The sequence below is a fragment of the Ureibacillus sp. FSL K6-0786 genome, from assembly GCF_037965165.1.
GTDB lineage: Bacteria > Bacillota > Bacilli > Bacillales_A > Planococcaceae > Ureibacillus > Ureibacillus thermosphaericus.
In genome coordinates, this window is record NZ_CP150191.1 from 2,012,818 (window position 1) to 2,025,723 (window position 12,906).

Annotated in this window: 10 protein-coding genes and 1 riboswitch; of the genes, 7 read left to right on the forward strand and 3 right to left on the reverse strand. The window is 34.3% G+C overall.

Annotation, left to right across the window (positions count from 1 at the left end; all coding sequences use genetic code 11):
- Positions 1-84: 84 nt before the first annotated feature.
- Positions 85-972 carry a 4-hydroxy-tetrahydrodipicolinate synthase gene (dapA, locus tag NSQ18_RS09880; protein ID WP_016837935.1) on the reverse strand — a complete coding sequence of 296 codons (888 nt, stop codon included), beginning with the start codon at positions 970-972 and terminating at the stop codon, positions 85-87.
- Positions 973-1,079: 107 nt separating this feature from the next.
- Positions 1,080-1,258, reverse strand: a riboswitch (Lysine riboswitch).
- A 251-nt stretch (positions 1,259-1,509) separates the two neighbouring features.
- On the opposite strand from dapA, the gene NSQ18_RS09885 reads away from it, so the two are divergent.
- Positions 1,510-2,688, forward strand: a complete 1,179-nt coding sequence (locus tag NSQ18_RS09885) for a hypothetical protein (protein ID WP_016837934.1) — start codon at positions 1,510-1,512, stop codon at positions 2,686-2,688.
- A gap of 76 nt (positions 2,689-2,764) precedes the next feature.
- Here NSQ18_RS09885 and NSQ18_RS09890 read toward each other — a convergent pair whose 3' ends face one another.
- Complete coding sequence (locus NSQ18_RS09890; RefSeq protein ID WP_016837933.1) at positions 2,765-3,430, reverse strand: restriction endonuclease; 666 nt, start codon at positions 3,428-3,430, stop codon at positions 2,765-2,767.
- Positions 3,431-3,605: 175 nt separating this feature from the next.
- Between NSQ18_RS09890 and NSQ18_RS09895 the strand changes: the two genes are divergently transcribed.
- On the forward strand, positions 3,606-4,670 hold the full coding sequence (locus tag NSQ18_RS09895; protein WP_016837932.1) for an LLM class flavin-dependent oxidoreductase: 1,065 nt from the start codon (positions 3,606-3,608) through the stop codon (positions 4,668-4,670).
- A gap of 412 nt (positions 4,671-5,082) precedes the next feature.
- Here the strand turns inward: NSQ18_RS09895 and NSQ18_RS09900 are convergent, their stop codons facing one another.
- Positions 5,083-6,012 (reverse strand): ketopantoate reductase family protein, encoded by a 930-nt coding sequence (locus tag NSQ18_RS09900; RefSeq protein ID WP_040764519.1) that lies wholly within the window; start codon positions 6,010-6,012, stop codon positions 5,083-5,085.
- A gap of 438 nt (positions 6,013-6,450) precedes the next feature.
- Here NSQ18_RS09900 and NSQ18_RS09905 point away from each other — a divergent pair, with 438 nt between their 5' ends.
- The 5 genes from NSQ18_RS09905 to NSQ18_RS09925 all read left to right on the forward strand — a co-directional run bounded on the left by NSQ18_RS09905 (position 6,451) and on the right by NSQ18_RS09925 (position 12,823).
- Positions 6,451-7,299 (forward strand): DegV family protein, encoded by an 849-nt coding sequence (locus tag NSQ18_RS09905; RefSeq protein WP_339287908.1) that lies wholly within the window; start codon positions 6,451-6,453, stop codon positions 7,297-7,299.
- A 187-nt stretch (positions 7,300-7,486) separates the two neighbouring features.
- Positions 7,487-7,963 carry a flavin reductase family protein gene (locus NSQ18_RS09910; RefSeq protein WP_339287910.1) on the forward strand — a complete coding sequence of 159 codons (477 nt, stop codon included), beginning with the start codon at positions 7,487-7,489 and terminating at the stop codon, positions 7,961-7,963.
- Positions 7,964-8,172: 209 nt separating this feature from the next.
- Positions 8,173-10,068, forward strand: a complete 1,896-nt coding sequence (locus NSQ18_RS09915) for a PrkA family serine protein kinase (RefSeq protein ID WP_026019040.1) — start codon at positions 8,173-8,175, stop codon at positions 10,066-10,068.
- 160 nt (positions 10,069-10,228) lie between these two features.
- Positions 10,229-11,389, forward strand: coding sequence for a sporulation protein YhbH (gene yhbH / locus NSQ18_RS09920; RefSeq protein WP_026019039.1), 1,161 nt, complete (start codon positions 10,229-10,231; stop codon positions 11,387-11,389).
- 24 nt (positions 11,390-11,413) lie between these two features.
- Positions 11,414-12,823 carry a SpoVR family protein gene (locus NSQ18_RS09925; protein WP_016837926.1) on the forward strand — a complete coding sequence of 470 codons (1,410 nt, stop codon included), beginning with the start codon at positions 11,414-11,416 and terminating at the stop codon, positions 12,821-12,823.
- Positions 12,824-12,906 lie beyond the last annotated feature (83 nt).

Here is a 12,906-nt window from a genome sequence, read left to right on the forward strand (position 1 = left end):
TTTCCTATCGAATATTTTATTTACTTTTCCACCAAGTATTATTTATCAAAATAAAAACCTGCCATTTTCATGGCAGGAGAATATTTATGAAATCAATTGTAATTGTGTATTTCTTAATAAATAATCTAGCATTTTTTGTTGCTCTTCGTTTAATGGCACTAGTGGAAGACGAACACCACCAACTGTTATGCCTTTCATATTTAATGCTGCCTTAACAGGAGCAGGATTTGGTGCAATGAACATCGCTTTCATAATTGGTAACAGGTTTCGATGTTCTTTTGCAGCTTCTTGAATATTTCCAATGAAGAAATTTTTAATCATAGATTGCATTTCATTGCCGATAATATGAGAAGCAACGGAAATTACTCCTGTACCACCAATTGCTAATGTTGGTAATGTTAAGCTATCATCCCCGCTATATAGTGAGAAATGATTTGGCGTGTTTTCGATAATTTGTGCCATTGCATCTAAATTTCCACTTGCCTCTTTAATTGCAACAATATTCGGTATTTTCGCAAGACGAACTACCGTATCAACGGATAAATTGACGACACTACGGCCAGGAATGTTATAGAGTATAATTGGCAGTTTTGTATTTTGTGCAATTGCTTTAAAGTGTTCATACATTCCTTCTTGGTTTGGCTTATTGTAGTATGGAGTTACAAGCATGATGCCATCCACCCCGGCATCTTCTGCTTTTTTAGTAAGCTCAATGGAAGCTCTCGTATTATAAGAGCCCGTACCTGCAATTACAGGAACTCTACCATTTACAGTCTTCACAGTAAATTTAAACAGTTCTACTTTTTCTTCATCTGTTAAAGTAGGAGATTCTCCAGTTGTACCACATACCACTAATCCGTCTGTACCGTTTGCAATTAAATGTTGAATTAGAATTTCCGTAGCCTCAAAATCTACGTCACCATTTTTGTCAAATGGCGTTACCATTGCTGTTAATACTCTTCCGAAATTCATTCTTCTCCACATCCTTTTCAATGTTTTTTAATGGAGAAGGGCAATTTCTTTATAAACGCAAAAAGCAACAACGAAGAGCCTCGTTGTTGCAAAAAGGAAGATTTTTTGCGTAAGATAGCCCTCCATATAGTTTCCTATATGACAGTCCTACACTTATTCAATGCAGAACCAGCCCCTAGAAAAATGAGTTTCTAGAGACTTCGGCAAATCCCCCTTTCCACAATTATCATTGGACCTCATTATCCTCAAACTGTGTACTCTTGGTTTTTGCGCCTCTATCCTTACTTCAAAGCAATATTGAAATAAGTCGATGGATAATTGTATATAATTGTAGCTCCTTTTATTTGGAAAAGCAATAACAATTAAGTATTTAAATATCATTTATGATTGAATTTTATACAATATGCAGAAAAATTTTGAATTTTCAATCGAAAATTTTGTTAAATTGAAAATTTAAAAGGAATTCTAACTTCTTTGCAATAATAATGCTGTTATTTTTATAAAAAGCATCCATACTACTTTCTGAGGTGAAATAGAATGTATAAATTGCTGTCCCACAATGATTTAGATGGGGTTGGATGTGGCATTTTAGCGAAACTTGCCTTTGGACAAGATGTAAAAGTCCGATATAATTCAATTGCTTCACTTGAACGGGAAATTGAATACTTTTTAGAAAATGATTTGCCTGATACTTTTTTATTTATTACAGATTTATCACCTAGTGAAGAAAATGAAAAAAGATTAAATGCACATTTTAAACAATATAAAAATATTCAACTTATTGATCATCATAAAACAGCGTTGCATTTTAATGAATATGATTGGGGAACGGTATTAGTCGAAAATGAGGAAGGGAAGCTAGAAAGTGCAACTTCATTATTTTATCAGTTTTTAGTTGCAAACGAGTTATTAAAGCCAACAGAGGCAATTGATGAATTTGTGAAGCTCGTAAGACAATATGATACTTGGGAGTGGGAAAAAAACGATAATCATAAAGCCCATTTCTTAAATTCATTGTTTTTCTTAGTGTCCATCGATGAATTTGAAGAAACGATGATTGACAGACTAACTTCTTCTGAACACTTCGATTTTGATGAATTTGAAAAAAAGCTGTTGAATATGGAAGAAGATCGGATAGAACGATATATTCGTCGCAAAAAAAGAGAGGTAGTGCAAATAAAAAATGATGAGTATTTTGCTGGAGTTGTGTATGCGGAATCTTATCATTCAGAATTAGGAAACGAATTAAGTAAAGAACATCCTCATCTTGACTATATCGCTATATTGAATATGGGAAGTAAAAAAATTTCTTTCCGCACTATTCATGACCATGTGGATGTTTCGGAAATCGCAGCAGTGTATGGCGGAGGAGGACATCAAAAGGCAGCGGGTTGTAACTTAACAGAGGAAACATATCAAATATTTGTACAAAATACTTTTCAGCTTGATCCAATGCCTCAAGATGCGAAATATAATCGGTATAATGTAAAGGAATCTTCTTTTGGTACGATGTATGCTGATGCCGATGATAACAATTATTTTATATTACAAAAAGATGGCGTTTGGATGATTGAAAAATCAGAACAATTAATAGAAACAACTTTTGCAAGTTTTGAAGAAGCAGAAAAATATTTAAAGAGGATGTATGAAGCCTATCTAGTACGTGATGAAGTGTTTGTTGAGTATTTAATGAATCGAGTAAAAAAAGAACATTAGAAGTAGATGATTGAAATATTTTTTATGAATGCAAAATTCGCTAGCTCCTTTCAATTTAGCTAGCGAATTCTTATTATTATTTATGTTGTGATAAATATAATGCGGTTTGGAAAACGAACTTTTTATTTTCATCCTGCATCATATTTATTAATTCATCGTGATCAATTAAAAGTATATGGTTTAAGGAAGAAAACTTTTTGGCAGATGGTGTAAAAGATTGATTTGTAATAATCATTGCGCCATCTGCACTGTATGTTTTTATATTGACAGCAACTTGTTGAACCTTTCGGATGTCAACTGCATTTGCCCCTTTTATAATCTGTACTATATATTTTCTCGTACCTTTCCATAAAATAAGATCCACATTGAAAGTTTCAATGTCCTTTGTAATAAGTGCTACGTAACGATGTTTTTCAAAAAGTTTTTTTAATAGATGGATGTACTCCGTTTCTGGCAAATTATTCAATTGTATAAGTTCTTTCTGTAAAAGATCGTTGTCAGTGTGAACGGTTTTTATTAAATGCAATGTACGATTAATTAAATAAAAAATAAAACGAAAACTTGAAGTTCTAAAAGGCTTGTAGAATATCACCAAAGTAATGAAAATCATGAAATACAATTTAATATCATATACATTTAGTTCAATAGAAATCAAACTGAATAATGTGATAACAATACCAAAACTGAACATCAAAATCATTAAAAATTCAATTACTTTGCTTTCAAATTTTCTTTCTTTCATCTACATTCATTCCTTGTTTTTTATATTATTTTTAACTTTTGGAGCTGAATATATTCTAAAAAAGGATGAGAATTAAAAACAGAATATTTGATAATCATCCTAATATTTGTGTATGATTACAAAGAAAAATATTTCAATTTCGAGATAATATGTTTTGTATGTGGAGGGAATGAGGATGGAAATAGGGTTAACGACATTTGTAGAAACGACGCCAGATGTAAGAACGGGAAAAGTGATAAGTCATGCGGAGCGACTTCGAGAAGTTGTAGAAGAAATTCAACTAGCTGATGAAGTGGGATTAGATGTTTATGGAGTAGGTGAGCATCATCGAAAAGATTATGCTTGTTCATCACCTGCTGTATTGCTTGCTGCGGCCGCAACGAAAACAAAAAATATTAAATTAACGAGCGCAGTAACTGTATTATCTTCAGATGATCCAGTGAGAGTGTATCAGCAATTTGCTACATTGGATGCAATTTCGAACGGGCGTGCAGAAATTATGGCAGGCCGGGGTTCTTTCATAGAATCTTTTCCGTTATTTGGTTATGACTTACAGGATTATGATGAATTATTCGAGGAAAAGTTAGATTTATTACTACAAATACAGAAACAAGAAATCATTCATTGGAACGGTAAACATCGTCCAAGTATTAATGGTCGAGGAGTATACCCAAGACCAGAAAATGAAGTTCCGATTTGGATTGCTAGTGGTGGAACGCCTCAATCGGTAGCTCGAGCAGGTGCGTTAGGCTTACCTTTATGTTTAGCGATTATCGGCGGCAGTCCATTACAATTTGCTCCTTTAGTGAAGTTATATTATCGTGCAGCAAAAGAAGCAGGACATGATATTTCCAAACTAAAAGTAGCATCTCACTCCCATGGATTTGTTGCGGAAACGACAGAAGAGGCGGTTGAAAAGTTCTTCCCTCCAACCCAATACGCAATGAATGTTTTAGGTAGAGAACGAGGATGGGGACCATATACGCAAGCGACATTTGATTATGCTAGAAGTTTAGAAGGAGCATTGTACTGTGGCGATGTAAAAACGGTAGCAGATAAAATTATTTTCTTGCGTAAAAATGTTGGAGTTACTCGCTTTATGCTCCACTGCCCAGTTGGTTCAATGGCTCATGAAGATGTGATGAGATGCATCGAATTGTTAGGGAAAGAAGTTGCACCAATTGTACGTGAAGAAGTAGCGAAATGGGAAGCGGAAGGTAATGGGCAAATCATAGTCTAATAATAACTATCCATATTGGCTATTATTTTGCAAACTTTGACTAATATCTTTTTTAGCTTGACTATTAAGTGATCGATTTTGGCTAATATCGGTCTTTCTCGAATCGAAATTGAAACGATTGGCAATTAAGTTCGCACATTTGACTATTATCCATTTTAGTTTGACTATTAAGTGATCGATTTTGGCTAATATCGGTTTTCCCTAAATCGAAATTTAATCGATTGGCAATTAAGTTCACACATTTGACTATAATCCAATTTAGTTTGACTATTAAGTGATTGATTTTGGCTATTATCAGTTTCCATGAATCGAAAGTGTTATAGCTAAGCCTTATTTCAAATGAGAAATGATAAAGAGAGGACTGTCATCAACTTTTGCACAGTCCTCTCTCTTATAACACGAATATTTCTAATCAATAAACGTATTCAGATTCAATTTCTTTAATCTTTTCATACAGCATTTTATTTACCGGTGTATCAATTCCGTACTTTTTGCCAAGTTTTAATACAGTTCCAGCAAACAATTCAACTTCGCTTAGTCGTTTTGCATCGACATCTTGTGCCATTGATGGTTTTCCTTCTGGACTGAGAGTATCTAATACATCAAGCCAGTAATTTAAATCATCTTCTGTCAATGGAACACCAGCTTTATCTGAAATAGCAATAACTTCTCGCATAGCAGCAATCATCGTATTTCTTGCTTCACCTTCATTTTGTACTTCCCCATAATTGCTATTGTAAACGGCAACCGTTTGATTGACTCCAACGTTTAGCATGAATTTGCCCCAAATTCGATGGGTCATGTTTGTATCCACTTGATGTGGAAGTTCAACAGATTTGAAAAATTCGCTTAATCTTTTTGTTTTTTCACTAAGGATTCCTGGTTTTCTATCACCAAAGACGAGCATTCCTTTATGTTCAAATGTTAATTTGTTATCAATTTTTACTGCATCCATTCCTTGAGCGACACAATAAAGTACTTTTTCAAAGCCGTAAACTTGTCCAATCATTTCTTCGCTGATGATGCCATTTAATGCCGAAATGATTATCGTATGTTCACCTACATGGTGCTTAACAGATTGAATGGCTTCTTCTAAACCGTTAAACTTAACAGTAAAAATAAGTAAATCTGCAGGTTCTACATGCTCATCAGGTGTTACAAAGTGGAATTCACATCGTTCTCCGTTGCAAAATACCCCTTCAGTTTGATATTTTTCAATACGTTTTTTATCGGCTATGATTCGTACATTTTCTTTCGGAAGTTTTTGAGAAAAATGTTGACCATACATAATGCCTAATGCACCTAAACCGATAATTGATACCTTCTTTATACTCACAACCATCCCTCTTTCATTAACTTCTTACAAACGAAATCATTTCATTTAGTTTATCAAATTATTTGGCAAAAGGAATTCTTATTAAGGGTTATAAAAGCTAGAAAAAAAGAGATGCGAGGGTTATTCTCGCACCTTATAGATAAGAAAGGGGTTGTGAATATTTTGAACATGTTTAAAAACATGAGCAACTAAGCGGGATAGTTGAGCCATTCATCAGCTAAAGCTTTAATTCATTTCTTTATTGAGATTGTACTTCCAAAAAACATAAAATAAAAGGCATTAGAAAGGAGTTCAAAGATATTTCAAAACTTTTCGAACAGATAAAGAACAAAGAAGAGTTCAGCGGAATGTTGATGATCATTTCTCAATGATTATTTTTCTAATATAGAATTATGTTATAATTGAAGAAATTTTGTTGGGATTATGAAAATAGAGGTGAGCCGTATGATTAAAATAACAGCCGATAGCACTTGCGATTTATCTCCTGAAATTATTGAGCAGTTAGATATTTCATTAATGCCATTACATGTGTTAATTAACGAGGAAGATTTTCGCGATGGAATTGATATTACGCCAAAAGATATCTTTCGTTATGTAAGTGAAGAAGGAAAAACTTGTAAAACGGCTGCGGTAAATGTATTTGAATATGAAAATTTATTCAAGGAGCTATCACCGCATTACGATGCTGTGATACATATTAGTTTAGGTTCTGGTTTTTCCTCTTGCTATCAAAATGCCAAAATTGCATCGGAACAATTTGATAATGTGTTCGTTGTAGATTCAAGCAACCTTTCTACTGGAAGTGGGCATGTTGTCTACGAAGCGGCACTTTTGGCAAAAAAGGGAGCACAACCAGAAGAAATCATAAAACATTTAGAAGAGATTATTCCTAAGGTAGATGCAAGTTTTGTGATTGATACGATGGAATACTTACGAAAAGGCGGACGCTGTTCCGGAATTGAAGCTTTCGGTGCTACATTGTTAAGAATTAAACCTTCCATTGAAGTTGTAGATGGTAAAATGATTGTTGGAAAAAAATATCGTGGGAACTTCGATCGCTGTATCGTTAATTATGTAAAAGACCGTTTTGAAAATAATGATGACATCGATTATTCAAGAGTGTTTATTACTCATTCCTATTGTTCACCCGAAACGGTTCAAAAAGTAAGAGAGGCAATTGAACAATATGCATCATTTGAAGAGATTATTGAGACAACGGCCGGTTGTACCATTTCAACTCACTGCGGACCAAACACATTAGGAATCTTATATATAAGAAAAAGTAAAAAGTAGTTTTGTGGGGCTGTCTAGAAAAGTTAAAAACTAGACGGCTTTTTTCTTATTTATTTCCTTTTATTGTTTTAAAAAATTGAAGTTAGTTTCATTAGTATTCTGAACAAATATGTTCTGAAATGTGGAAAAAATATTGCTAATGTTTGTATAATTTGAATTAGAAAAAAGAATCATAGGAGGGGTTGGAATGGATCCAAAAGCAAAAAGAACTGCGCTAAGAGGCATCACATATGGACTGTATATTATTGGAACGAACGATGACTCAGGAGTTAACGGCTTCGCAGGAAACTTTTTAACACAAACTTCTTTTGAACCTCCTCTCGTTGCCATCGCTGCCAAAGAAGGTACACGCTCTCAAAAACAAATTGCTGAAAGTGGGGTATTTAGTGTAAATATTTTAGAAACTGGTCAGAAAGATATGGTAACGGCTTTCTTTAAATCATTACAACCTGAAGGCAATAAACTAGCGGGTTACGAATTTTACACTGAAGAAACAGGGTGTCCAATCTTTAAAGATGCATTAAGCTTTTTTGAATGTAAAGTGGTGGACAAGATTGAAAAAGGTGACCACTATATTTACGTTGGTGAAGTGATTAATGCTGGTGTACACCGTGAAGGAGATCCGCTAACAATGAAAGAAACAGGTTTCTATTATGGCGGATAATAAAATTTATTCATATTTATAATGCAACAACATAACATGATTATTGAACAATCTTCAAAAGCTTTCCTAAAGCAGTAGTGCTCTTAGGAGAGCTTTTTTCTATCTCATTATGTTCGTTTACAAAACTAGCTAATTAAAAATCAGTGGTATCATAAACAAAACGTAATCATACTATGTTATAAATTAGCCCTGAATGGAGGGAAGGCGCTATCGACATTTTAAAGAAAGTGAAAGAGTACAGAGAAGAAGAAGAAAAGCTGAAGTGGGAAGGTACCTTTGCTGAGTATTTAGAAATAGTGAAAAAACGCCCAGAAGTTGCACAAACTGCTCATTCCAGAGTTTACAATATGATAAAAAGTGCAGGGATTGAGGAAAAAAATGGACAAAAAATCTATAAGTTTTTTAGCAATGAAATCTTTGGATTAGAATCAACAATTGAACGTTTAGTGGAAGAATATTTCCATCCGGCTGCTAAAAGACTTGACGTTCGAAAACGGATTTTGCTTTTAATGGGCCCTGTCAGCGGTGGTAAATCAACAATTGTTACTTTGTTAAAACGCGGATTGGAAAAATATACTCGCACCGATGAAGGAGCGGTATATGCAATTAAGGGTTGTCCTATGCATGAAGATCCACTGCATTTAATCCCTCATCACTTGCGAGAAGATTTTTATAAAGAATACGGTATACGTATTGAAGGAAGTTTATCGCCATTAAATCAATTACGTTTGGAACAAGAATATGGTGGCCGCATTGAAGATGTAATGGTGGAGCGAATCTTCTTCTCAGAAGATAAACGTGTAGGAATTGGAACGTTTACTCCATCCGATCCAAAGTCACAAGACATCGCTGATCTAACAGGTAGCATCGATTTTTCAACAATTGCTGAATACGGTTCGGAATCCGATCCACGTGCATATCGATTTGACGGAGAACTAAACAAAGCAAACCGAGGAATTATGGAGTTTCAAGAAATGTTGAAACTCGATGAGAAGTTTCTATGGCACTTATTATCATTATCTCAAGAAGGAAACTTCAAAGCTGGCCGGTTTGCGTTAATCAGCGCAGATGAATTGATTGTTGCTCACACGAACGAAACGGAATATCGTTCATTCATTGCAAATAAAAAGAATGAAGCTCTTCATTCAAGAATTATTGTGATGCCAATTCCGTATAACTTAAAAGTGAGTGAAGAAGAGCGAATCTATGAAAAAATGATTAAGGAAAGCGACATGGCTCATGTACACATAGCACCACATGCGTTAAGAGCTGCTGCTATCTTCTCGGTTTTAACGAGACTTGAAGTGCCGAAAAAACAAGGCATCGATATTGTAAAGAAAATGCGGTTGTATGATGGAGAAACTGTTGAAGGGTTTAATTCAGTTGATGTAGAGGAATTAAAAAAAGAATATCCTAATGAGGGAATGAAAGGCATAGATCCTCGTTATGTCATTAACCGTATATCATCAGCTATTATTCGCAAGGAAGTACCATCCATTAATGCATTAGACGTTTTAAGATCATTAAAAGATGGACTAGATCAACATCCTTCTATTACGCCAGAAGATAAGGAAAAATACATGAACTATATTGCTATCGCAAGACGGGAGTATGATGAAATCGCGAAAAACGAGGTACAAAAAGCCTTTGTTTATTCTTATGAAGAATCAGCAAAAACATTATTAAACAACTATTTAGATAATGTGGAAGCCTATTGCAATAAAAATAAAATTAAAGATCCGTTAACAGGAGAAGAAATGCCGCCAGATGAAAAATTAATGCGTTCTATTGAAGAACAGATCGGTATTTCAGAAAATGCGAAAAAAGCATTCCGAGAAGAGATTCTCATTCGACTTTCTGCTTATGCACGAAAAGGAAAAAAATTCGATTACAATTCTCATGAGAGATTAAGGGAAGCAATTCAAAAGAAACTATTTGCTGATTTGAAAGATGTAGTAAAAATTACAACATCTACAAAAACTCCTGATGAGGCACAATTGAAAAAAATCAATGAAGTGATTGCTAGGTTAATTGATGAATATGGTTATAATTCCACTTCAGCCAATGAATTATTGCGTTATGTTGGAAGCTTGTTGAACAGATGAATAATGAAGAAAGAAACTATTAATTTATGTGCTAAGATTTTTTCTTAGCACTTTTTTATTTTCAAAATGAAGTGGTAATTCCATAAAACTCCCGCATATGATAAAAAAAGTGATTTTCCAGATAGATTAAGGAAAGTCATGAAAGATGGGTGATGATGAGATGGGTAAAAACGATAATAAAAGCTATATTGTTTCTCGAGAAGATTGGTCATTACATCGTAAAGGTTATCAAGATCAACAACGTCATATGGAAAAGGTTAGAGAAGCTATTAAAAATAATTTACCAGATTTAATTAGTGAAGAAAGCATCATCATGTCAAACGGTCGTGAAGTGATTAAAATTCCAATCCGCTCTCTCGATGAATATAAAATCCGGTATAACTATGGGAAGTCTAAACATGTTGGTCAAGGGCAAGGGAATAGCAAAATTGGTGATATTGTTGCAAGGGATTCCCAAGGTGCTCTAGGGCCTGGAAAGGGGAAAGAAGCAGGGAACCTTCCAGGGCAGGATTACTATGAAGCAGAAGTTAGTCTTGATGAGGTACAAAACATCCTATTTAGCGAATTAGAATTACCAAATTTGCAACAAAAGGAAATATCGAATATTACAACAGAAAAAATTGAATTTAACGATATTCGTAAAAAAGGATTAATGGGAAATATTGATAAAAAACGCACCATTCTTTCAGCATTTAAACGAAATGCCCTAAAAGGGAAACCAGCAATCGCACCGATTACAGATGAAGATTTGCGATTTAAAACATGGAACGAAGTAGTGAAACCAGAATCGAATGCAGTAGTTTTAGCGATGATGGATACGAGTGGTTCAATGGGGAATTTTGAAAAATATTGTGCTCGCACGTTCTTCTTTTGGATGACTCGCTTTTTACGTTCAAAATACGAAAAAGTTGAAATAGAGTTTATTGCCCACAGTACAGAAGCAAAAGTAGTGACAGAAGAGGAATTTTTCACAAAAGGTGAAAGTGGTGGAACAATTTGTTCATCTGCCTATTCAAAAGCCATTGAACTTATAAAAATGAAGTATAGTCCAAGTCGATATAATATTTACCCAGTTCACTTCTCAGATGGTGAAAACATGTCCAGTGACAATGAAAAATGTTTAAAGCTCGTAAACGAACTAATGGATGTTTCCCAAATGTTTGGATATGGGGAAGTAAACGCTTTAAATCGTTATTCCACTTTAATGAATACGTATAAAAAAATCGATAACCCGAAATTTCGCCACTATATTATTCGTCAAAAAAGCGATGTATATGAGGCGTTAAAAAGCATGTTCCGTAAACAAGAAGCAAATGCTTGATTTTCCAAAGAGAGGTGAGTTTTCTTGGATAAAGAGCTTCAAAAAGCAATTGATGAAATTACGGAAATAGCTATTGGATTCGGGTTAGATTTTTACCCTATGCGCTATGAAATCTGCCCTGCGGATATCATCTATACAATTGGTGCATACGGAATGCCGACAAGATTTTCCCACTGGAGTTTCGGAAAGCAATTTTACAAAATGAAATTGCAGTATGATTTAGGTCTCAGTCAAATATATGAACTTGTCATCAATTCGGATCCTTGTTACGCCTTTTTGTTAGAGTCCAATACACTAACGCAAAACAAATTAATTGTAGCCCACGTATTAGCCCACTGTGATTTCTTTAAAAATAATATTCGCTTTTCTAATACAAGAAGAGATATGGTTGAAAGCATGACAGCAACAGCTGAACGCATTGCTAGCTATGAGAGGGAGTACGGAAAATATGAAGTGGAACAATTTTTAGATGCGGTCCTGTCCATTCAAGAACATATTGATCCCTCTTTAGTTCGTCCACATTTAATATACGAAGAGGAAGAAGATGAAGTTGAGAGCAGCATCCTTATTCAAACCCCATATGATGATTTATGGAATTTAGATGAAAAATTAGAAGGGAAAAAAGAAGAAAATCGAAAGAAAATAAAAAAGAAGAAATTCCCACCGAAGCCGGAAAAGGATTTGTTGTTGTTCATTGAACAATACAGCCGAGAGTTAGATGAGTGGCAACGGGATATTCTTACAATGATGCGAGAAGAAATGTTATACTTCTGGCCACAGCTTGAAACAAAAATTATGAATGAAGGATGGGCATCCTACTGGCACCAACGAATTATGAGAGAATTAGATTTAACGACGGCAGAAACCATTGAATATGCAAAACTCAATGCTGGTGTACTTCAACCATCAAGAACGTCAATCAATCCATACTATTTAGGATTGAAAATCTTTGAAGATATTGAAAGACGTTATGACAATCCGACAGAAGAAATGAAAAAGATGGGCGTAAAACCTGGATCAGGTCGGGAAAAAATCTTTGAAGTGCGAGAAATTGAATCGGATATTTCCTTCATTCGAAATTATTTAACAAAGGAACTTGTGGATCAAGAAGATATGTATTTATTTGAGAAAAAAGGGAATACGTATCAAATTACCGATAAGGATTATGAAAATATTCGAGATCAACTAGTTTCAATGAGGGTGAATGGAGGATTCCCGTACATCGTTGTAGAAGATGGTGATTATTTAAGAAATGGAGAATTGTATTTAAAACATTGTTACGAAGGAATGGAATTAGACCCTCATTATTTAGAAAATGTGTTGCCATATATTTATCAACTTTGGGGCCGTTCTGTTCACTTAGAAACAGTTGTTGAAAATAAACCTATTCTCTATTCATATGATGGAAAACGAAATACAAGGAAGACATTATAATGGTTTCTAAAAAATGCTCATGAAAAACTAGATTCATGGGCTTAATTTTTTTAGTATTCAGCAAACTTTCTTTTAGAGCATAG

Coding starts and splice junctions, on each gene's coding strand:
- dapA (WP_016837935.1), bottom strand. CDS start 972: ATGAATTTCGGAAGAGTATTAACAGCAATGGTAACGCCATTTGACAAA.
- NSQ18_RS09885 (WP_016837934.1), top strand. CDS start 1,510: ATGTATAAATTGCTGTCCCACAATGATTTAGATGGGGTTGGATGTGGC.
- NSQ18_RS09890 (WP_016837933.1), bottom strand. CDS start 3,430: ATGAAAGAAAGAAAATTTGAAAGCAAAGTAATTGAATTTTTAATGATT.
- NSQ18_RS09895 (WP_016837932.1), top strand. CDS start 3,606: ATGGAAATAGGGTTAACGACATTTGTAGAAACGACGCCAGATGTAAGA.
- NSQ18_RS09900 (WP_040764519.1), bottom strand. CDS start 6,012: ATGGTTGTGAGTATAAAGAAGGTATCAATTATCGGTTTAGGTGCATTA.
- NSQ18_RS09905 (WP_339287908.1), top strand. CDS start 6,451: ATGATTAAAATAACAGCCGATAGCACTTGCGATTTATCTCCTGAAATT.
- NSQ18_RS09910 (WP_339287910.1), top strand. CDS start 7,487: ATGGATCCAAAAGCAAAAAGAACTGCGCTAAGAGGCATCACATATGGA.
- yhbH (WP_026019039.1), top strand. CDS start 10,229: ATGGGTAAAAACGATAATAAAAGCTATATTGTTTCTCGAGAAGATTGG.